Origin of the sequence: Alistipes sp. CHKCI003 (assembly GCF_900021155.1) — a bacterium.
In the GTDB taxonomy this organism is placed as follows: Bacteria; Bacteroidota; Bacteroidia; order Bacteroidales; family Rikenellaceae; genus Alistipes; species Alistipes excrementavium.
Genome location: NZ_FCNT01000044.1, coordinates 1 through 21,057, shown reverse-complemented (window position 1 = coordinate 21,057; position 21,057 = coordinate 1). Strand labels below are relative to the sequence as shown.

Here is a 21,057-nt window from a genome sequence, read left to right as displayed (position 1 = left end):
GCAGAAAGAGGTATGTGTGGCGTGCGGAAGCTGTCGTCCGAGCGCCTCGACCTGCGCGAACGATCGGATAAGATGGGGCGGGAGGGTAATCGTCGGTAAATGCCGGCCGGGGATTCCGGCTCTTCGCGGTCCGCGGGCGACGGGCTCGTTTTCAGACCGTGCCTGATCCTGCGCGTAAATCGTGGGCATTGTGTCGATATGCACGTTCGATTTGCTGCTTTCGCGAGCGCCGCTCCTGCTTTTGCTACCGATTCTCCGATCCATGATGTCGATTCCCAAGCCGTTGCGTCTTCTTTTTCGCATGGGAGTTCGCCGGCGTCTCTCGAAACCGATCCGAAGGTTCGTTACCGGCTGCTTCTGCGGGTGTTTCGGGCATATCGCCTGTGCCCGAAAACAGCTGCTCCGAGGATATCTATGCGCATATCGAACAAACGAACCCGATGTCGAACGTCTTGCCTGCGAGCCGATGACATTTCGAGGGCGCAATCCGAGTTCCGAGGCGAACGCGGATCCACTCCCGATCGAACGATCGGACGTGTGAATTTCCTGCGCGCTCCCCGTTTTTCCGTTATCGGGCGAATTTCCCGCGCATTCCGTTTTTCACGAAACGCCCTTTTGTTCTTCGCGGATGCACCCGCACTCCCCCCCCCTCCGGCCTTCCTACCGCCTCTTCCCGCTTCCGCCCTCCGCAGAAAACTCCGGCGCTTCCTTGCAGACCGTTCTGTCCCGCCGACGGCCGCGAGCGGAACGGCCGCCGCCGTCCTCCGGCTTCGCGGGCCGCAGCGATCATTCGAACCGTTCGAACGTGTCGTAAACGACCGTCTCGGCGAGCGCCTTGCGCGTCCGGTCGTAGCGGTCGGGCGAAGCGGGCGTACCGTCCGCGTAACCGACGAGCAGAATGTTCACGGGCGTCAGCCGCGCGGGCAGCATGAACTCCCGGCGCAGGCCGTCGGGATCGAACATGCAGACCCACAGCGAGCCCAATCCGAGCGAAGCGGCTTCGAGCATCATGTGGGCCGTAACGATCGTCGCGTCGATGTCGGCGATCTGTTTGCCGTCTGCGGGGCGTATCCATGCCTCCTCGGTGTCGGCACATACGACCAGAGCGAGCGGTGCGCCGCAGGTTCGGGCGCAGCGGGCGAGCTTTTCCATCCCGTCGGGCGTGCGTACGACCAGTATGCGTTGCGGCTGTCGGTTCGCTCCGGTGGGTGCTATGCGCCCCGCTTCGAGAATCGGGTCGAGCTTTTCCTGTTCGACCTCGTCGCTGCGATAGGCGCGGCAGGAGTAGCGTTTCTTGGCGAGTTCCAAAAAATCCATATGTTTGCGTTTTGATCGAATGTCTTTCGCAACGTCCGCCGCTGCCGTAGACTCTGCGGTCGGAAGGCCGCCCCCCCCTCGCTCAAGAGCCCGGCGGCCGGAGCGGTTCGGGGGGGGCAGCTGCGGGACGGACGTTTCCCGTGCACCTGCAAATCGGGTGCATTTCTCGGCCGCCGGAGCCGTTTTTCGAAGATTTGTCAGCCCCCGACTGACATTCTGTCAGTAAAAGCGGGCTGGCACATCGTTTGTTCGGTATGCGGGGACAGAAATCTAACTAAAAAACAATACAGTATGAAAAACGGAAAAATCGGCGTTACGACCGAAAACATTTTCCCCGTAATCAAGAAATTCCTCTATTCCGACCACGAGATTTTCCTGCGCGAGCTGATTTCCAACGCGGTGGATGCCACGCAGAAACTCCGCACGCTCTCCTCGACCGGCGAGTTCAAGGGCGAGCTGGGCGACCTGACGATCCGCGTCGAGGCCGACAGGGAGGCCCGGACGCTGACCGTTACCGACCGCGGCGTGGGCATGACGGCCGAGGAGGTCGACCGCTACATCAACCAGATCGCCTTCTCGGGCGCCGAGGAGTTCATGGAGAAATACAAGAATCAGTCGATCATCGGTCATTTCGGTCTCGGATTCTACTCGGCCTTCATGGTTTCGGACAAGGTGGAAATCCTCACCCGCTCGTTCCGCGAGGGCTCGAAGACGGTCCGCTGGAGCTGCACGGGCACGCCCGATTTCGAGATGGAGGAGACGGACGAGCCCCGCGACCGCGGCACGTCGGTCGTCCTGCACCTGTCGGAGGAGAGCCTCGAATTCGCCGACGAAGCGCGCGTGCGCGAGCTGCTGCGCAAGTACTGCCGGTTCCTGCCCGTGCCCATCGCCTGCGGCAAGGTCAAGGAGTGGAAGGACGGCAAGTACGTCGATACGGACAAGGACGAGATCGTCAACGACACCGAACCGCTGTGGACGCGCAAGCCGTCCGACATCACCGAGGAGCAGTACAAGGAGTTCTACCGCGAGCTCTACCCCGCCTCCGACGATCCCCTGTTCTACATCCATCTGAACATCGACTACCCGTTCCACCTGACGGGCATTCTCTACTTCCCGAAGATCCGGAACAACTTCGAGATTCAGAAGAACGAGATCCAGCTCTATTCGAATCAGGTCTTCGTAACGGATCAGGTGGAGGGCATCGTACCCGAATACCTCACGCTGCTCCACGGCGTGATCGACTCGCCGGACATCCCGCTGAACGTTTCGCGCAGCTACCTGCAGAGCGACGCCAACGTGAAGAAGATTTCGGGCTACATCACCCGCAAGGTGGCTGACCGCCTGCAGGAGCTCTTCGCGTCGATGCGCAAGGACTACGAGGAGAAGTGGGACGATCTGAAGATCTTCATCGAGTACGGCATCCTCACCGACGAGAAGTTCGCCGAGAAAGCCGAGAATTTCATGCTCTGGAAGAATACCGAGGGCAAATATTTCACGCCCAAGGAGTATGACGAAACGGTCGGCGGCAGCCAGACCGACAAGAACAAGACGGTGGTCTACCTCTATGCGGACGATCCCGTGGAGAAGGCTTCGTTCGTCGAGGCGGCCCGCAACAAGGGCTACGACGTGCTGGTGATGGACGGTCAGCTCGACAATCACTACATCGGCTGGTACGAGAGCAAACACAAGGATCGGCGCTTCGCCCGCGTGGACAGCGACGTGGTCGACAAGCTCATCCCGAAAGACGAGAGCCTCAAGATGTCGCTCACCGAATCGCAGCAGGAGCTGCTGCGCCCCGTGTTCGAGAGCCAGATGCCCAAGGACGACAAGATCCGCTACCAGATTTCGTTCGAACCGATGGCCGCTGACGCTGCGCCCGTCGTCATCACCCAGAACGAGTTCATGCGCCGCATGAAGGAGATGGCGGCGATGAGCGGCGGCGGCATGAGCCAGTTCTACGGTCAGATGCCCGACAACTTCACCATCGCGGTGAACGGCAACCACCCCATCGTGATCGACGTGCTGGCCGACGTGGAGAAGGAGTACGGCGACAAGCTGAAGTCTATCACCAAGAAGATCGACGCGGCCGTGGCCGAGGAGAAGCGTTTCGACGAGTTGGTGAAGGACAAGAAGGAGGAGGAGCTGACGCCCGAGGAGAAATCCGCCCGCGAGGAGCTTTCGAAAAAGATCCTCACGCTGCGCGACGAGCGCACGCAGCGCCTCACGGAGATCGGCAGCGGGAACCGGCTCGTCAAGCAGATCATCGACCTCGCGCTGCTGTCGAACGGCATGCTCAAAGGCAAGAACCTCACGGAGTTCATCCAGCGCTCCATCTCGCTGATCGAGAAGTAGCCGGTCCGTGGACGGGCGGGCGGAGGCTCGTACGCCCCGCGCCCATCCCAAGGGGGCGAGAACGTCCGACGGGTTTTTGGGCGCTCCGGCGTTACCGCCTGTCCGGAAAAGAGGCGGCAAGGGGCTGTCCGACAAGTTTTTCAACCCTCCGAGAATCGCGTATTCGGAAATGTTCCCGAATAGCAGTGCGAATGAAAGAGGGGCGTCTGAAACTTGTCGGCCAGCCCCCGTTTTTTTGCGCCCCTCCGCCGTACCATCAGACGCAAGGGGCGAAATGCGTCCGAAGCAGTACGAGAGGTGAACCGGCGAACGGATTTATATGCCGAGACTTATATGTCGCGGTTTTTCTAATCCGGGACGAGCCGAGGGGGGGCAGGCGAACGATTCGCGGCCGGTTCGGGGATTATTCGCACATCGTGCCCCGCTTGGACGGAGAGAGGCCCGAACCGAATATGCCGCTTCGGTCGACAGCCCCCCCTGAAAGAGCCTCTGAAATTATATTCGCAAAAACCAAAAGTTCATTTCGGAAAAACGAGATGCGTAAAAAAATCACACACGTGTTCCCGGTAATGATAAAAGAATCGACTTCTCGAAAGTCGATTCTTTTTTATCGTATGGAATGCTAATCAATAGACATTTCAAACAAAGCCTGCATATGCAACTTGAGTCGCTTAAATGCTGCTACAACAGCAAACGAACTGGTGAATTTCGGGCCAAAGTTCGGCGTTCAAGTCTCCAGTCAGATAAGCGACCTGTTCGCCCTGCATATCCATTCCGGAAGCTACGGCAATATTGTCGGACTGTTCGAGTTCGAGTTTGTGTCCTCCGGAAACGGTCTCCGAAAGCCCTGCCGGCACCTTGTCGCCGAGGCTCGCTCTTCGGGCTGGGCGGACATTCGGACGGACACCGCATCGAGCCTGCCAAAACGGCTGGTCCGTACAGCGGACGGCCGAATGTCCGTCCGCTTTCCGGGGCTGTTTCGGCGGCATTCGCCGGGGGCGGAATCTCCCGGTTTTCGGTCGTTTTGCCCGATTCGGCGTACACGAGAGAGTGTGTGTTTCCGTATGCATTTCCTTTTTTTCGTTCGATATGAGCTGCCCGCGAAGAGTGAGGGGACACCCCCCCGGCAATCGGTTCGTCGGTCGATAGCGGCAGCATATTTGCGTCGCCATACGAATCCGCCTCCGATTTCTCGGGGTTTTGATCCCGGGTGCGGAACATGTCGTGCGACAGGAAAGACCGGCTTCTCGCAAAGCCGATTCTTGCCGTCGTCGTCGGGAATGCGTGTGTGATTCTTGCGCGTCTTGTTTTTCCGGAATCGAACGATAATGTTTGCGCATTCGGTCTTTACGGGATTTTTTTGCGAATGCATGCGGAACGGTTCCGGTCCGCCCGCCCCTTTCCTTCCTCCCTCCCTTTTCCCTTCCGGTCGGGCTCCGCGCCGCCCTTGCGGGTGGTTCCTGTGCGAAAAGATGGCCCTCCCGCATCCGGAGGCACCGATGCAGCGAGGGCGATCCGCAAACCGGATCGCCCTCGCGTCGTCGATCGTCTTGCCCGTCCCTTCGCAGAGGGACCCGCGGCATCGTGCCTATTGCCGCGGCTGGGTCGTAACGTCGATGTAGGTGAGTGTACCCACATAGGTGCCCTTGAACAGGATGTTCTCGTCTTCGTCGAGGAAGTCGAACTTCAGCGTGTATTCGTCTCCGTTCTTGCTGACTTCGACGGTTCCCGATTCGATGTCGTTGACAGCGCTGGCGACTTCGTCTTCGGATTCGCCGAAAAGATACCATGTGCCGATGGGGCTTTCGCCGTCAGTCCCGTCGATCAGTCCGGGAATGGCCGTGCCGGGCTTCAGCGCCTCCGTAACCGTCTCGTCTTTCTTGAGCATCGTGTAGGTTCCCGGGGCGACTTCCGTCGTATAGTCGGTCGACGTGTTGATTTCGAACATCAGCGCATCGCCCTTGCCCGTCAGATTGACGGCATCTTTATAGCCGGTTCCCGTAAGCTGTATCCTCCAGTTGTGGGAGAGGCCCTCAGTGCCGTAATTCGTTCCGTAGAAGAGCAAAGCTCCTTGCGAGAAGGCGTTCAGGGAGTGGATCATCGGCTCGGTGCTTTTCACCGTAACCTTGCAGGTTGCCGTGAAATTCCCTTCGTTCGAAGTAGCGGTGATGATCGCCTCGCCCGGGGCCACGCCCGTGATCTTGTCGTCTTCGACAGTCGCAACGGACGTATCGCTCGACGTCAGCTTATAGGTCCTGTCGGCGGCATTCGACGGCAGGACCGAAACCACGATGGATTTCGAAAGCCCTTCGGTTACGGTGATTTCCTCGGGAGTTATCTTGATACCGGTTACGGGTGCGTCGGACGGCGTTACCGGATCATCGCTGTCCGAGCAGGAAGGCGCGAAAAAGGCAAATGCGGCAAAGCCCAGAAGAACTGCCGTGTAACTGAAAAGATTCTTGATTGTTTGCATAATGTTTTAATAAAAATTAGTGTTCAGTCTGACAAATATACTATTTTATTTATGAAAAACGATCGATTCGTAACGATCCGTTGCATTTTTGTTCCCGTTGGATGGGATGCGGCTTCTCCCGGGAACGAAAAAATTCGGCTTCCGAACGATCGTACTTACGCAGGCGCAGCAGCGCAGCCGCTTGTTTGTCTGTCTTTTCCGGATGCCTTCTTTTTCTGCCCCGGCACCCCCGAACCGCTTCCGGTATCCCGGCACCCGTCTGCTTCGTCCGGAACAGGACGGACGCGAAAGGCTCCGACCCTCCGGGAGAAGTGCCGCGGCATCCGGCGGTCCGGCCGGTCGGCCCACCTCTGCGGCTCGCGGCACGGCTATTCCGGCCCACGGATCGTGCCTTCCGCCTGCACCCCCGAACCGCTTTCGGTATCCCGGCGCCCGTCTGCTCCGTCCGGTTCGCTTTTTCGAATGCCTCCCGGCCCTGCGGCCCCGATCGACCGCAAGCGCCTTTTTCCGGCCCGCGAATCGTGCCTTCCGCCTGCACCGCCGCCATCTTTGGCCCCGGCACCCCCGAACCGCTTTCGGTATCCCGGCGCCCGTCTGCTTCGTCCGGAACAGGACGGACGCGAAAGGCTCCGACCCTCCGGGAGAAGTGCCGCGGCATCCGGCGGTCCGGCCGGTCGGCCCACCCCTGCGGGCCGCGGCACGGCTATTCCGCCCCGCCGGTCGCAGACGGGGTGTTTTCCGTCCACCGCTGCTTCAGCATCTCGACGAACCACTCCGGGCAGCGGCACGGACGTCGCGTATCGCTGCGTATGAATCCCAGCACGGTCGATCCGGTGTTGAGCAGTTCGCCCCGTTCGTTCAGGATCTCGTAACGGAACGTGATGCGGGCCATCGGCATTTCGTCGATGCGCAGACGGACGGTCAGCAGCTCGTCGTAAAGGGCCGGACGCAGGTATCTGGCGTGCACGTCGAGTATCGGCATCATGATGCCTCTCCGTTCGACTTCGGCGAACGAAAGGCCGCACGCCTCGCGCATGAACTCGCTGCGGGCGGCTTCGTAGTAGCAAATATAATTCGAATGATGGACCACGCCCATCTGGTCGGTGTGTTCGTACCACACCCGGACTTTGCATTCGTACACAATCATGCTCCAAAGATAACCATATCCTCCGCCCCGCCCAAGTTTTCGCCTCGGTTTTTGCATCCGGCCGTGATCTTCCGTAAAAATAAAGAACCGGAATTTTCGCGGAGCGGAAATAAAAAGTATTTTTGTGCCTTAAATCACACCAAAAATTACACTGTCATGAAGAAAATCTGCTGTTTACTGAGCGTTTCTGCGCTGCTTTTCGGACTGTCGTCCTGCGACGACGAAGCCTACGACGTCCGTCTGGGTGCCCAGCGCGACACGGCTCCCGTAACCCTCCATGCCGTGCGCTACGACTCGCATCGGGGCGTCGACTCCGCCGTGGTCGAGGTCGTCGGCCGCGGTCTCGTCATTCCGGTCGATGCCTCGGGATGCGCCACGTTCGAACTCGCGGTCGGCGATTACGAGCTGAGGGTGTCGCGCCGCGGCTATCTGCCCGTCATCGAGAACGTCAGCGTTACGCTGGCCAACGACGGGAGCGATGTCCCCGTCGTTTCGGCTCGGACGCTCGACGTGAATCTCCATCCGCTCACCGCATCGGCCAAGGGCTATGTAACGCGGATTGCGGAGGAGAACGACCGCCGCTATCAGTCCGGCGCCATCGTGCGCATAGAGCTAACGGACATCGAGACCGATATGGTATTCGAGACGCGCACGGACGACGAAGGCGCCTATCGGATCGACAGCCTGCCGGAGGGCGCCTCGCTGTTCTGCAAGGCGGAATGGTACGACGGCGGTGCGGTCTACAGCGGCAGTCAGGAGCTTTCGCCCCTCTTTTCCGAGGCGCAGTCCGGACTGCCCACGATCGCCATGACGCGGGAGGAGTACAGCTGCTCCTACGACATCCTCGCCATGCCCGAAACCCCGACCGGCGCCTTGAGCCTGACCTTCCCCGTAGCGGCCGACGTCGATGCCATCCGCATCGATCAGATCCTCGTGCTGGACCGGGAGGAGCGTCAGGTGGGCGTCCTCGCTTCGTGGAGCGACGGCGACCGCGTCCTGAACATCCGTTCGGCCGATCCCAAGGGCTGGCGCACCGGGTCGACGGAAGACTATACCTTCTCGGTGAATGTTCCCAATGTCGAGGGCGGCCGTCTCACTGCGAGCGGAACGTTCGGCATCGCCACCCGCACGGGGCGTCTCGCCGTCGTCCGCAGCGAGTACGATCCCGCCACGGGAATGATCACTTGGCCGCTGCTCGAAAACGCCCTCTCCTATAAAATCTACGTGGCCGACTCCGACGACAACGACTACGTGGTCAAGGACAACTTCGCACCCGAAGACGGGCTCACCGGGGAGTATCCCGTGAACAGCCTCATCGACGTGAACGAGCGCAAGGTCTACTATGTGAAGGTGGTCGGTGTGAACAGCCAGTACGAAGGCGACCTCGCCGCCGCGAAGGAGCTCACGATCGCCCACATCAACCCCTATCCGGTCTTCTACGAGAGCAACACCAACACCCTGCATTGGCAGTCCGTCGGATGTGCCACCGCCTACCGAATCTACCTGAAACGGCAGGGAGCCGACACCTACAGCCTCGAATCCACCGTCTCCGCCAGTGCGGACAATTCGGGCGAAATGAGCCTCAGCATCTTCTCGATCATCGACCGCGGCGACTACGGCACCTACTTCGTGAAGGTCGTCGGCGTCATGGAAAACGTATCCGGCAATGTCAATTCGGCCGAGGAGGTCGAAATCCCCTACTATTACTATTGACCGACGGTACGCACCGCCTGAAAGAGGCCGATGGGAAGCCTCGAAAATTGAAAGGGGCTGTCTAAGATTTGTTAGACGGCCCCTTTGTCCGTACTGCTCATCGGGAACTTTTCCGGATACGCAGTTCTCAGAGGGTTGGAAGAACTCGCCGGACAGCCCCTTCTTCCTCCCTACTCCCCGGCAGTCCCGCGCCGTCATGGAATTCGATCGCGATTTTTCCCTCCGACAAACCTTCGTCCCATTCGCACTCCGTCCGTATGACGGATTTTTGCACGCCGGATACTGCCGTCTCATGATCCGTTGCGTTGCGTTGCGTCGTGCCGCTCCGCATTGCACCTTCCCGGCTTCCTGCCCCGCACCGCTTTTCGGCGAGGCGTTCTTCGCTCCCCGCCGGTTTTCCGTCCGGATCGGATTCGTACAGCGCGCCGCTCCTCCTCGGCCCGGAATACGCCGCAACCTTCGCTGTCGCCTGCACTGTGTCGTTTTTTCGCAACTCGATATATTCCTCTGTCGTGCCGTGCCGTTTCCCGACGATCCGGACTGCGCATCCGCTCCCCCTCTCCCTTCTTCTTCTCGCGGCAGCCCCGCGCCGTCTTAGAATTCGATCACGATTTTTCCCTCCGATAAGCCTCCGGCTTCTGCGGCCTCGGGCCGCAAAGCATCCTCCCGCATTCCGGGGGGCGTAGCCTCCACCCGCATGCCTCCCCCGGCATCCAGCGTCAGACGCGCGTCGCAGCCGTTCGCGCGTACGCGGTACACCCCGGCCGGCGGCAGCAGTTTCCGGGTTTCCGCGATCCGCACTTCGCCCCCGGCCGCGAGTTCCCCGATGAGCAGATAGGGATGCGGCATCATGCGCGCGGCATGCTCCATCTCGCCGCGGCCGATCAGACCGCGCAGAACGGTCGAACTGACCTTTTCGGCGTCGGCGTCGTACTCGGCGATCCGGATCACGCGAAAACCGAATCGGTCGCGCAACTGTTCGAGGTAGGCGTAATCACCCTCCTTGCCGCGGCCGAAATGGTGGTTGTATCCCACGACGAGCGTCCGGATGCCCACCTTGCCGATCAGATAATCCCTCACGAACGCATCGGGCGCCAGCCGGCTGAACGCCCGGTCGAACGGGATCACGATCAGGTTGTCGATCCCTTGGCGTTCGAGCAGCCACGCCTTCTCTTCGGTGGAGGTGAGCAGCCGCAACCCCTCGGCGCAGCCGAGCGTTATGCGGGGATGCGGCTCGAAGGTGAGCACCACGCTCTCGCCTCCCGCGGCGCGTGCCTCGGCCGCGACCCGTTCGAGCAGCAGCCTGTGTCCTCCGTGCACCCCGTCGAACGAGCCGACCGCGGCGGCCGGCGAACGAAACGGGGGCAAAGCGTCGAATCCGCGGAAAATCCTCATCGTCTAAGCGTTGTCTTCGCTCTCCTTGACGAAGTAAGCGACTTTTTCGAGCAGCGTCGTGATGTCGTAGTTCTCCACGACGATCCCCTGCGGGAAATTCAGGGGCGTGGAGGTGAAGTTCAGTACGCCCCGAATGCCGGCGTTGATGATCGGCAGCACCAGCCGGGGCGCGACCGTCGTCGGCGACGAGACGATCACCAGACTGATCTCGCGCTCCTCGGCGATCTCTTCGAAGCGGTCCATGTGGTAGCACGGGATGCCGTCGATGGTCTTTCCGACCTTCTCGGGATCGACGTCGAACGCCGCCGTGATCTTCAGTTTCAGCCCCTTGCCGTTGAAGTACTTGGTGATGGCCTGCCCCAGATGCCCCATCCCCAGCACGGCGATGTTCATCGGCTGCGGACTGTCGAGGATCCGGCTGATGAAGTCCACGAGCACCTTCACGTCGTAGCCCTTCTTCGTGTCGCTCGAAAAGCCGATGAGCATCAGATCGCGGCGCACCTGCACGGCCGTGATGCCGTGTATGCCCGCCAGTACGTGCGAAAAGATGTGCGTGATTCCCTGCTTGTGGCAGGCGAGTAGCGTGCGCCGGTATTCGCTCAGACGTTCGATCGTCTTCTCGGGGATTCCGTTGCCGATGGTAGCCATTTGCTGCGTAATGCGTTTGTTTTTCGACCGGATGCGCCGTTCGCGCTATTCGATCGCGATCGTATAGTCTTCGTTGTAGTTCACGCGGGTCCAGTTGCGGTTCACGTGGTTGCCGCGGCCTTCGCTCCGCCCGAAGGTGTAGGTCGTCTGAAGCGGCGTGTAGTCCGTGCCATCGAGGTCGTAGCGGATGTCGCCGAACATGGCCGGTGCGAAGATCAGCGCCGTGTCGTAGCCGCGGTAGGAGTAGAGCGTCGGCAGCGAGCCGAACGCGCGGATATAGTCGCTGTCGAACCGGAGGACCGTCTCCGAGTCGCGTTTGGCGTGATAGCTGGAGAGGAAGACGACGTGGTCCTTGAAGAATATCTCGCGGCTCAGATTGTTGTACCGGTTCCAACGGGCGTTGCCCAGCACGACGAAACGGGGCGGTGTGCTCCCGCGCGAGACGATGCTCGTATAGGCCGAAGCGAGCGCCGCGAGGATGCGGTCCACGTCGAGTTCGTTGTCCGCCATGACGACGAAGACGTTGTCCGCCGTGTTTTGCAGCAGCGGCGTGAGGTCGCTCGGGCTGTTGCCCTTGCCGCGGCGCTCCACCACCGAAGCGTGTTCGTAGACGTAATGGTGCTTCCGGTACTCCCTGTCGCCGATGAGCGAGCGTATCTCGGCCTCGAACTCCCTGTCCGTCCGGTCCGAATAGATCAGCGTGATCTGCTTGCTGCCGTCGGTCAGATCGGCCGCCTTGTCGTACTTGCGCTCGGGCGAGGGGGCCATCTGGAACAGCACGTCGCTGTCGATGCCCGTGATGTTGGCCAGCGGCGAGACCACGGGAATGCCCCGCAGCTCGGCGAAGCGGACGACGGGCTCCAACGGCTGTTCGTAGACGGGCCCCACGACGAGATCGGCGTTGCGGAACGCCTCGTCCTCCTCGACGATCCGGCGCACCGTCTCCGCATTGCGCTCCGTGTTGAACAGGTCCACATGCACCGAGTAGCCCGCGCGCTTCACGCTGTCCAGTCCGAGCAGAAAACCCTGATAGAATTCGAGGTAGTTGGCATTGGCGACGCCGTGTACCGCCAGCGGCAGCATCAGCGCCACGCGCAGCGTCTCGCCGCGTCCGAGAGGCCGGAAATCGACTTCCAGCCGCGTCGTATCGCCCGTCCCCACGGAATCCGTGCGGGGCAGCCGGCCGAAAAGCGCATCCGGCGCAAACCCGCCGAACTCCGTCTCCGCGGTTCCGGCCGGAACGCTCCATGCCGCCGCTTCGTCCTGCCTTGTCCGGGCCGCCCCGTCGGCGCCCCGTATTGCTTCCGCCGGTGCCGTCGCATCCTCCGTCCGTTTTCCCCGGGCGGCCTCGGCCTGTGCCGCCGCATCCGCTTCCGGCTCTGTTCCGGCCGCTCCGCCGGCATCCCGAGCCGGTCTCGTCTCCGGCCATCCGGCCCGCCTGTCCTCCGGCTTTCCCGGAGCCGTCCCGCCGGCAGACGCGCGCGTCGCCCCGTTCGACGGCACCTTGATGATCGCCCCGGCCTTGAGGCCCGCGGGCTGCAATCCGCCGTTGAGCTCCGAGAGACGTGCTTCCGTCGTCCCGAAGCGGCGTGCGAGCGCATAGAACGTCTCGCCCGCCGCGACCATGTGGTAGGCGTATCCCTCGTCGGCCACGCTGTTCAGATTCTCGCGGTAGCTCTCCCACTGGGCCTGCACGGCGCCCGCCGGCTCCGTGCCGCGCTCCTTGCGGCGGACGAGGATGCGCTCGCCGGGCCGCAGCCGAATGGGGTCGAGCGACGGATTGTCCTCGATGAGGGTCCCGAGCGGGATGGCATAGCGGCGCGAAATGGCATAGAGCGTCTCGCCCTCGGCCACGGTGTGGGTGTCGAACGTCTTGCGCAGTTTGCGCTCCGACGGCGCGCCCGCCGCCTCCGCCGTGAAGGGTATCTTGAGCTTCGCGCCCGCCTTCAGCCCTCCGGCCGCGGCGGGATTGAGACTCAAGATCACCCGTTCGCCCACGCCGTAGGTCCGCGCCAGTCCGTAGAGCGTTTCGCCCTTCCCGACGGTGTGGACATAGTATTTCGCGCCGTCGATCACCACGACCGTCTTCGACTTTCCGGCCGCGAGCGCCGCAGCCGCGCTCCACAGGAGCACCACGAGGATCAGACCGAATCTCTTCATCGCCGGGACCTTACTTTCGGGGGTTGTTCTTTTCGCGGAAGCGCAGTTCCGTGATTACCTTCTTGGTGTAGAGCGGGAAATCGCCGTTCATCATCCATGCGTAGTAGCTCGGCTCTGCTTCGAACACCTCGCAGACCGGACGGCCCTTGTGCTTGCCGAATCCGAAGACCTCCACCCCTTTGTCGTCGTAGACGATGCGGCCGGCGTAGTCGACGCTCTCGCCGCGCGACGAATATTCGGCCAGCGCGTCCACGTCGTTGGGCAGATCGTCGTAGCGGTCGAGCTGGGCCTTCAGCACCTCGTAGGTCGCCGCCGTGTCGGCTTCGGCCGAGTGGGCGTCTTCGAGCTCCTTGCCGCAATAGAAGCGGTAGGCCGCCACCAGCGTGCGCTGCTCCTTCTTGTGGAAGATGTTCTGCACGTCGACGAACCGCCGCCGCTTGAAGTCCACGTCGATGCCCGCACGCATGAACTCCTCGACCAGAACCGGCAGATCGAAGCGGTTCGAGTTGAAACCGCCGAAGTCGCAGCCGCGGATGAACTGTTCGAGCGACTTGGCCACCTGCGCGAAGGTCGGGCACTCCTTCACGTCGTCGTCCGTGATGCCGTGCACGGCCGTAGCCTCCTCCGGGATGTGCATCCCGGGATTGAGGCGGCGTGTTTTCGTGATCTCCTCGCCGTCGGGCATGACCTTGATCAGCGAGATCTCGACGATGCGGTCCTTCGACGTATCCACGCCGGTGGTTTCGAGGTCGAAGAAGACGATGGGGCGTTTGAGGTTGAGCTTCATTTCGGGGCGTTCGCTTATGCGTTGATCATCATCGGCATGAGCAGCATGAGCGTCGAGCTCGTCTGCTTGTCGTCGTAGACGGGCTTGAAGACGCCCGCGCGGGTCGAGTCCGCCAGTTCGACCACCACCGTGGGGGTCTCCGTGTTCGAGAGGATCTCGACGAGGAAGGTCGATTTGAAGCCGATCGTAATGGGCTGCCCGTCGTAGCTGCACGCGATCGTCTCGTTGGCCGACACCGAGAAGTCGATGTCCTGCGCCGTGAGGTCGATCCGGTTGTCGGCGATGTCCATGCGGATGAGGTTCGTCGTGGGATTCGAGCAGACGGCCACGCGCTTGATGCCGTTCAGCAGCTCGATGCGGTCCACCAGCACCTTGTTGGGGTTGTTGGCCGGGATCACGGCGTTGTAGTTCGGATAGTTGCCCTCGATCAGGCGGCACACGAGCGTATGGCTCTTCAGGCGGAACACCGCATTCTTCGAGTCGAAGCCCGCGACGATGGCATCCTCCTCCTTGAGGAGCACCGATCTGAGCAGGTTGGCGGGTTTCTTCGGCAGGATGAACGATGCGGCCACCCCGTTCTGCATCTCGGCCTCGTACTTCACCAGCTTGTGCGCATCCGTGCCCACGAACGTGAGCGCGTTCTCCGCGATGCTGATGTAGATGCCGTTCATCACGGGCCGCAGCTCGTCGTCGGCCGTGGCGAAGATGGTCTTGTTGATGCCGCTGATGAGCGTGTCCGCGTCGAGCGAGAGCTCCTTCTTCTCGGCGCTCAGCTGCGGCACGGCCGGATAGCTCACGGCGCTCGCGCCCGGAATCGAGAGCGAACCGCTCTTCCACTCGATGCGGATCTCCCAATTCTTGTCGTTGACGTCGATCGTCAGCGGAATCTCCGAAAACTCCTTCAGCGAGTCGAGCATCAGCTTGGCCGGCGCGGCGATCGTGCCCTCGCTCTCTACGTTGTCCACCGCGATGGAGCCGATGAGCGTGGTTTCGAGGTCCGAGGTGGTTACTTTGAGTTCGCCGTCCTTGAGCTCCATGAGGAAATAGTCGAGGATAGGCAGCGTATTCTTGTTGCTGATAACCTTGCCCGTGGTCGCCAGAAGCGAGAGCAGGGCCGAACTTGATACGGTGAATTTCATCTTTACTGTCGTTTGTTTTATTCGGTTTGTTACTTCGGTAATTCGTCATTTTATTCCGGCCGGTCGCCCGCTTCGGTCCGCCGACGGCTGCCGGTCTCCTCTGCGGAGCGCTTCCCGCCGTTCCGGAACCGTCTGCGGTGCGTTTTTTCCTCGGACCGGGCCCGTCGGTTCCGCTCCTCCCGGCAGCAGCATCCCCGCCGGCTTCGTCCTACATGCCGTAAAGGCGCCTCCGTCGATTCCGTCTCCGGCTTCCGGGGCTTATCAGCCTGTTCGGTTTCGGACCGTATTCGTTGAATCCGCCCGTCCCTTCTCGGGGTCTCGCCTCGGAGGAAGCTCCGCCCGACTGCGTGCCGCAAGGACGGCCTCGCCGAAACTCTTATCGCCCTCCCCGCCGGCTGCGCCCTTCGCGGTCCCGGGCCGCAACTGCCAAGTCTGCCCGTCCCTTCTCGGGGCCTCGCCTCGGAGGAAGCTCCTCCCGGCCGTGCGCCGCAAGGGGACGCGGCCGTTTCCTTCCGGCATCCGCTTGCAACCGCGTTCGGCCGGCCTGTGCGAATAGGAGGCTCGGCATTTCGCCTCCCCGCCTCTTCGCGTTTTCGTCGTCGCTCCGGTCCTGTCGGCCGTCGCTTTCTCCGCGGCGGACGGCTTCGCCCTTCGCGATCCCGGGCCGCAGCTGTCGGGTCCGCCCGTCCCTTCTCGGGGCCTCGCCTCGGAGGAAGCTCCGCCCGGCCGTGCGCCGCAAGGGAACGCGGCCGTTTCCTTCCGGCATCCGCTTGCAACCGCGTTCGGCCGGCCTGTGCGAATAGGAAGCTCGGCACTTCGCCTCCCTGCCTCCCCGCCTCTTCGCGTTTTCGTCGTCGCTCCGGTCCTGTCGGCCGTCGCTTTCCCCGCGGCGGACGGCCTCGTCGAAACTCTTATCGCCCCTTGCCGCCGGCTGCGCCCTTCGCGGTCCCGGGCCGCAGCTGTCAGGTCCGCCCGTCCTTTCTCGGGGCTTCGCCTCGGAGGAAGCTCCGCCCGGCCGTGCGCCGCAAGGACGGCCTCGCCGAAACTTTTATCGCCCCTCCCCGCCGGCTCACCCTTCGCGATCCCGGGCCGCAGCTGTCGGGTACGCCCGTCCCTTCTCGGTGCCTCGCCTCGGAGGAAGCTCCTCCCGGCCGTGCGCCGCAAGGGGACGCGGCCGTTTCCTTCCGACATCCGCTTGCAACCGCGTTCGGCCGGCCTGTGCGGATAGGAGGCTCGGCACTTCGCCTCCCTGCCTCTTCGCATTTTCGTCGTCGCTCCGGTCCTGTCGGCCGTCCGCCGCGGGGAAAGCGACGGCCGACGGCATTCGTCCCGCGCGGGTCTGTCCTCCCCCCCCCGGTGTCGAACCGCGAACACATCCGGCCCGACGGGCGTAAACTTCGCACACCGGCATTCGCTCCGATGTCCCGGCGGTTTCCGGACGGGACACGGCCTGCGCTCGGGCGGGTGCAACGGCATCGTCGCCGTATCGTCGCCCCGCCTCGTGCGGCTTCGGCGCCACTCTCAGAGCGTCGCCAGTTTGTCGAGCGCCGTGCGGATCATCTGCTTCACGAAGGGCTTGTAATCCGTGCAGGCGTCCAGCGCTATGCGCTGCGCGATGATCGTGCAGACCGTCGCGGCCCGGTGCCCCATGAGGGCCGCCAGACCGGCGAGCGCCGAGCTCTCCATCTCGAAGTTGGTGATGCGGCGGCCGCGGTAGTCGAACGATTCGATCTTCTCGTTGAGCCCGGGGTCCTGCGGTTCGAGCCGCACCCAGCGGCCCTGCGGGGCGTAGAATCCCGGCGCGGCGATGGTGATGCCCTCGCGCGCCACGTCCTCGAAAAGCGCCAGCAGCGCGGGGTCGGCGTCGATGCAATAGGGCTTGGGCAGCAGTTCGTTCCAGCCCGTGTGGGCGATGAACGCACGCTCCATGTCGAGGTCGCAAACCTCGTTGCGCCCCTTGTAGTAGTTCAGCAGCCCGTCGAATCCGATCGACGTGCGGGCGAAGACCAGCTCGCCCACGCGGATGTCGGGCTGAATGGCTCCGGACGTCCCCAGACGCACCAGCGTGAGCTGCCGCTTCTCGGCCTTCTCCTGCCGGGTCTCGAAGTCGACGTTGGCCAGCGCGTCGAGCTCCGTTACGGAGATGTCGATGTTGCCGATGCCGATGCCGGTCGAGAGCACCGTCATGCGCCGGCCCTTGTAGGTGCCGGTAACGGTGTTGAATTCGCGGTTGGACGCCTTGCACTCGATATGGTCGAAATGTTCGGCCACGAGGGCCACGCGGCCCGGGTCGCCGACCAGAACGACGATGTCGGCCAGCTGCTCCGGACGCAGATGCAGGTGGAAGACCGACCCGTCGTCGTTGATAATCAGTTCGGAAGACGGAATGGTTCTCATAACGGTGAATTTTTCATTTCCATAATTGGCATAAAAGTAATATATTTACCTCGAATAACAAAACGATCCGAACGTTTTTCATAAATATAAGGTATAATTTTTTTCTCAACGAATATGACACTCATCAAGTCCATTTCGGGCATCCGGGGTACGATCGGCGGCCCTGCGGGCGACAACCTCACGCCGGTCGACATCGTGAGATTCACGGCGGCCTACGTGCGTTGCATCGCCGAGACCCGTCCCGGCAAAAAACTTACCATCGTCGTCGGGCGCGACGCGCGCATTTCGGGCCCGATGGTCGAACGGCTCGTCGAGGGCACGCTCATGGGCTGCGGCGCCGATGTCGTCAGCGTCGGTCTCTGCACCACTCCGGGCACGGAACTGGCCGTCGCCCACTACGGGGCCGACGGCGGCATCATCATCACCGCTTCGCACAATCCCCGCCAGTGGAACGCCCTGAAACTGCTCGACGGCAGGGGCGAGTTCCTCAGCGATGCCGCCGGCAAGCGGGTGCTGGCGCTGGCTGCGGACGATTCGTTCGCCTTTCCGGCGGCCGGCGCCCTCGGGCGGGTCCTCGTGCGGGAATCCTACAACGAGCGCCACATCGAACAGGTGCTCGCGCTGCCGCTGGTCGATGCGGAGGCCGTGCGCCGGCGGCGCTTCAGGGTCGTGGTCGACGCGGTGAACTCCGTGGGCGGCGTCGTGATTCCCGGGCTGCTGCGCCGGCTGGGCTGCGAGGTCGTCGAACTCAACTGCGAGCCCACGGGCGAATTCGCCCACGACCCCGAGCCGCTGCCCGGGAACCTCGCCGGAATCTCGGACGCCGTCGTGCGCGAGCGGGCCGATCTGGGCATCGCGGTCGATCCCGACGTCGACCGTCTGGCGTTCGTCAGCGAGGACGGCACGATGTTCGTGGAGGAGTACACGCTCGTGGCCGTGGCCGACTACGTCCTCTCGCACACGAAGGGCGGCACCGTCTCGAACCTCAGTTCGTCCCGTGCGCTGCGCGACGTAACCGAACGCCGCGGAGGCGAATACTTCGCCTCGGCCGTGGGTGAAGTGAACGTGGTGGCGAAGATGAAGGAGACCGGAGCCGTCGTCGGCGGCGAGGGCAACGGCGGGGTGATCTACCCCGAACTGCACTACGGACGCGATGCATTGGTGGGTGTGGCGCTGTTTTTGACGCATCTGGCCCGGTCGGGGATGAAGATGACCGAACTGCGCGCCACCTATCCCGCCTATTTCGCCTCGAAGCGGAAGATCGAGTTGACGCCGGCCATCGACGTAGATAAAGTGCTGCACGAGCTCAAGAACCGATATTCCGGTGAGCGCGTGAACGATATCGACGGTGTGAAGATCGACTTCGCGGACAGTTGGGTCCACCTGCGCAAGTCGAATACCGAGCCGATCGTGCGCATCTACACCGAGGCCCGCACGCAGGCCGAAGCCGATGCGCTGGCCTGCCGGTTCATCGGCGAACTCGGAGCGATCTGCGGCTGCTGACCGTCCGCGTGCGAGGAGTGCGGCCGCGGCCGGCGTTTCCGCAGACGGCGCCCGTTCTTGGCCTGAGCTGCCGGAGCACTCGGAGAGAGGCCGTGCGGCGGTGCGGACTTCGCCCGCAGCCTGCGGCTCCCGCCGAATTTCCGGCCTGAGCCGCTCCTTTCACCGATGCCGCACGGTTCGGGCCGTTGCGAATCCGCACCGCCGTCCGAGGCGGATGACGCCCCTTTCTGCCGATGAGCGAATCGGGCGCAGGGCCGAAGCGGCCCCGGTTTTCCCGGGACGCGCAAACGCCCTCACGCACGAGGATCCCGTTTCCGGCGAACCGGGCGCAGGGCCGAAAGCGGCCCCGGTTTTCCCGGGACACGCAAACGCCCTCACGCACGAGAGCCCCGTTTCCGGCGAATCGGACGCAGGACCGAAAGCGGCTCCGGTTTTTCCCGGGACACGCAAACGCCCTCTCGCACGAGGACCCCGTTTCCGGCGAACCGGGCGCAGGGCCGCACGACGCAGGACGCCGGTTTTAGACCGGCGAGAACCCGACATCAGCCGGGCGGGAGCGGTTCGAAGCCCCTCCTCGGCTTGGGGTGATGAGAGGTCGGGCATGCAAGTTCCGAATCGTAAGATCATATATAATGACAGCTATGTATAGAATCCTTCTCCTCGCCTCGGTGCTCCTGCTCGGCGCATGCGGCGGCAACGCACAGAAAAAAAGCGCCGGCGACAGGCGCGAGGCCGAAAAGACCGCTCCCGTGCCGGACATGCACACCGCGGAAACTTCGCTCGACTACGTCGGCACCTACACCGGCACATTCCCCGCAGCCGACTGTCCGGGGATCGAGACGGAGCTGAACCTGTCGTCCGACGGGACGTTCGCCCTCTCGGCGAGCTACATCGACCGCGATGCGACCTTTTACGACGAAGGCACCTACACCGTCGACGGCAACCTGCTCACGCTGAACGGGCTGGACGAGGTCTCCTACTACAAGGTCGAGGAGAACCGCCTGCGCAAGCTCGACGCCGGGCGTCAGGCGATAACGGGCGATCTGGCGGACTGCTACATCCTGAAGAAAACCAACTAACCGTACGTTCTCTGCGCCCTGCGGCCCTGCCGAGCCGGATCCGGTTCGAGCCATGCCGAGGCGCGTGAACGGCCCAAACAAACGATAACCTATGGATCAAGTAAAGAATTATGTAGAGAAACACAAGGATCGGTTTCTGAGCGATTTGTTCGAAGTGCTGCGCATTCCGTCGATCAGCGCCCTGTCCGAGCACAAACCCGACATGGTGCGCTGCGCCGAGCATCTGGCCCGGCGGCTCGCCGAGGCGGGCGCCGACCGCACCGAGGTGATGCCCACGGCGGGCAACCCCGTGGTCTACGGCGAGAAGATCGTCGACCCGAAGGCGAAAACGGTGCTCGTCTACGGCCACTACGACGTGATGCCCGTCGATCCGCGCGACGAATGGCGCACCGAGCCGTTCGAACCCGTCGTGAAGGAGGGCCGCATCTGGGGCCGCGGCGCCGACGACGACAAGGGGCAGCTCTTCATGCACGTGGCGGCGTTCGAAGCCATGTGCGCCACCGGCACGCTACCCTGCAACGTGAAGTTCATGCTCGAAGGCGAGGAGGAGATCGGTTCGGCGAGCCTCTACGACTTCTGCCGCCGCAACAAGAAACTGCTCGCGGCCGACGTCATTCTGGTGTCCGACACCTCGATGCTTTCGTTGCAAACACCCTCGATCACATGCGGTTTGCGCGGTCTGGCTTACATGGAGGTCGAGGTTACCGGACCGGACAAGGACCTCCACTCGGGCCTGTTCGGCGGTGCCGTGGCCAATCCGGCCAATGTGCTGGCGCGGCTCGTGGCGAGCCTCGTCGACGCCGACGGACACGTTGCGATCCCGGGCTTCTACGACGATGTGCGCGAGCTCACTCCCGCCGAACGCAGGGCTTTCAACAAGGCGCCGTTCAGCCTCTCGGAGTACAAGAAGTCGCTTTCGATCGGCGCTGTCGAGGGCGAAGCGGGCT

General features: G+C 62.6%; 14 protein-coding genes. 5 read left to right on the top strand and 9 right to left on the bottom strand.

Translation table 11 applies throughout. From position 1 onward, the window contains the following. Positions 1 to 786: 786 nt before the first annotated feature. Positions 787 to 1,317 carry a nitroreductase family protein gene (locus BN3659_RS05610; protein ID WP_091535245.1) on the bottom strand — a complete coding sequence of 177 codons (531 nt, stop codon included), beginning with the start codon at positions 1,315 to 1,317 and terminating at the stop codon, positions 787 to 789. A 291-nt stretch (positions 1,318 to 1,608) separates the two neighbouring features. Between BN3659_RS05610 and htpG the strand changes: the two genes are divergently transcribed. After that, positions 1,609 to 3,669 (top strand): molecular chaperone HtpG, encoded by a 2,061-nt coding sequence (htpG, locus tag BN3659_RS05605; RefSeq protein ID WP_091535244.1) that lies wholly within the window; start codon positions 1,609 to 1,611, stop codon positions 3,667 to 3,669. 1,588 nt (positions 3,670 to 5,257) lie between these two features. Here the strand turns inward: htpG and BN3659_RS05595 are convergent. Both BN3659_RS05595 and BN3659_RS05590 read right to left on the bottom strand, forming a co-directional pair. Continuing rightward, positions 5,258 to 6,142, bottom strand: a complete 885-nt coding sequence (locus BN3659_RS05595; protein ID WP_091535241.1) for an Ig-like domain-containing protein — start codon at positions 6,140 to 6,142, stop codon at positions 5,258 to 5,260. 703 nt (positions 6,143 to 6,845) lie between these two features. Continuing rightward, on the bottom strand, positions 6,846 to 7,289 hold the full coding sequence (locus tag BN3659_RS05590; protein ID WP_091535239.1) for an acyl-CoA thioesterase: 444 nt from the start codon (positions 7,287 to 7,289) through the stop codon (positions 6,846 to 6,848). A gap of 156 nt (positions 7,290 to 7,445) precedes the next feature. Between BN3659_RS05590 and BN3659_RS05585 the strand changes: the two genes are divergently transcribed. Next, a complete protein-coding gene (locus tag BN3659_RS05585; protein ID WP_091535238.1) occupies positions 7,446 to 9,002 on the top strand; it encodes a collagen binding domain-containing protein in 1,557 nt (518 codons plus the stop codon). Between the two features lie 594 nt (positions 9,003 to 9,596). Here BN3659_RS05585 and BN3659_RS05575 read toward each other — a convergent pair. The 6 genes from BN3659_RS05575 to BN3659_RS05540 form a co-directional block, all read right to left on the bottom strand. Continuing rightward, entirely contained in the window at positions 9,597 to 10,397 is an 801-nt protein-coding gene (locus tag BN3659_RS05575) for an FAD synthetase (RefSeq protein ID WP_091535235.1), read from the bottom strand. 3 nt (positions 10,398 to 10,400) lie between these two features. Beyond that, positions 10,401 to 11,045, bottom strand: coding sequence for a redox-sensing transcriptional repressor Rex (locus BN3659_RS05570; protein ID WP_091535233.1), 645 nt, complete (start codon positions 11,043 to 11,045; stop codon positions 10,401 to 10,403). A gap of 45 nt (positions 11,046 to 11,090) precedes the next feature. After that, positions 11,091 to 13,205 (bottom strand): LysM peptidoglycan-binding domain-containing protein, encoded by a 2,115-nt coding sequence (locus BN3659_RS05565; RefSeq protein ID WP_091535232.1) that lies wholly within the window; start codon positions 13,203 to 13,205, stop codon positions 11,091 to 11,093. A 10-nt stretch (positions 13,206 to 13,215) separates the two neighbouring features. Beyond that, positions 13,216 to 13,992 (bottom strand): 3'-5' exonuclease, encoded by a 777-nt coding sequence (locus BN3659_RS05560; protein WP_091535231.1) that lies wholly within the window; start codon positions 13,990 to 13,992, stop codon positions 13,216 to 13,218. 14 nt (positions 13,993 to 14,006) lie between these two features. Then, positions 14,007 to 15,131 (bottom strand): DNA polymerase III subunit beta, encoded by a 1,125-nt coding sequence (dnaN, locus tag BN3659_RS05555; RefSeq protein WP_091535230.1) that lies wholly within the window; start codon positions 15,129 to 15,131, stop codon positions 14,007 to 14,009. A 1,521-nt stretch (positions 15,132 to 16,652) separates the two neighbouring features. Next, complete coding sequence (locus BN3659_RS05540; protein ID WP_091535227.1) at positions 16,653 to 17,528, bottom strand: nucleoside phosphorylase; 876 nt, start codon at positions 17,526 to 17,528, stop codon at positions 16,653 to 16,655. A 114-nt stretch (positions 17,529 to 17,642) separates the two neighbouring features. Between BN3659_RS05540 and glmM the strand changes: the two genes are divergently transcribed. The 3 genes from glmM to BN3659_RS05525 all read left to right on the top strand — a co-directional run. Then, complete coding sequence (gene glmM / locus BN3659_RS05535; RefSeq protein WP_091535225.1) at positions 17,643 to 19,031, top strand: phosphoglucosamine mutase; 1,389 nt, start codon at positions 17,643 to 17,645, stop codon at positions 19,029 to 19,031. Between the two features lie 641 nt (positions 19,032 to 19,672). Further along, complete coding sequence (locus tag BN3659_RS05530) at positions 19,673 to 20,110, top strand: copper resistance protein NlpE (RefSeq protein WP_091535224.1); 438 nt, start codon at positions 19,673 to 19,675, stop codon at positions 20,108 to 20,110. Between the two features lie 91 nt (positions 20,111 to 20,201). Beyond that, positions 20,202 to 21,057 (top strand): M20/M25/M40 family metallo-hydrolase (locus BN3659_RS05525; protein ID WP_141682508.1); only part of this gene is annotated, 856 nt, incomplete at its 3' end.

Bases quoted from the DNA above. Each gene is read 5' to 3' on its own strand.
- BN3659_RS05565 (WP_091535232.1), bottom strand. From the start codon at position 13,205: ATGAAGAGATTCGGTCTGATCCTCGTGGTGCTCCTGTGGAGCGCGGCT.
- BN3659_RS05570 (WP_091535233.1), bottom strand. From the start codon at position 11,045: ATGGCTACCATCGGCAACGGAATCCCCGAGAAGACGATCGAACGTCTG.
- htpG (WP_091535244.1), top strand. From the start codon at position 1,609: ATGAAAAACGGAAAAATCGGCGTTACGACCGAAAACATTTTCCCCGTA.
- BN3659_RS05540 (WP_091535227.1), bottom strand. From the start codon at position 17,528: ATGAGAACCATTCCGTCTTCCGAACTGATTATCAACGACGACGGGTCG.
- BN3659_RS05575 (WP_091535235.1), bottom strand. From the start codon at position 10,397: ATGAGGATTTTCCGCGGATTCGACGCTTTGCCCCCGTTTCGTTCGCCG.
- BN3659_RS05610 (WP_091535245.1), bottom strand. From the start codon at position 1,317: ATGGATTTTTTGGAACTCGCCAAGAAACGCTACTCCTGCCGCGCCTAT.
- BN3659_RS05585 (WP_091535238.1), top strand. From the start codon at position 7,446: ATGAAGAAAATCTGCTGTTTACTGAGCGTTTCTGCGCTGCTTTTCGGA.
- BN3659_RS05560 (WP_091535231.1), bottom strand. From the start codon at position 13,992: ATGAAGCTCAACCTCAAACGCCCCATCGTCTTCTTCGACCTCGAAACC.
- glmM (WP_091535225.1), top strand. From the start codon at position 17,643: ATGACACTCATCAAGTCCATTTCGGGCATCCGGGGTACGATCGGCGGC.
- BN3659_RS05530 (WP_091535224.1), top strand. From the start codon at position 19,673: ATGTATAGAATCCTTCTCCTCGCCTCGGTGCTCCTGCTCGGCGCATGC.
- BN3659_RS05595 (WP_091535241.1), bottom strand. From the start codon at position 6,142: ATGCAAACAATCAAGAATCTTTTCAGTTACACGGCAGTTCTTCTGGGC.
- dnaN (WP_091535230.1), bottom strand. From the start codon at position 15,131: ATGAAATTCACCGTATCAAGTTCGGCCCTGCTCTCGCTTCTGGCGACC.
- BN3659_RS05590 (WP_091535239.1), bottom strand. From the start codon at position 7,289: ATGATTGTGTACGAATGCAAAGTCCGGGTGTGGTACGAACACACCGAC.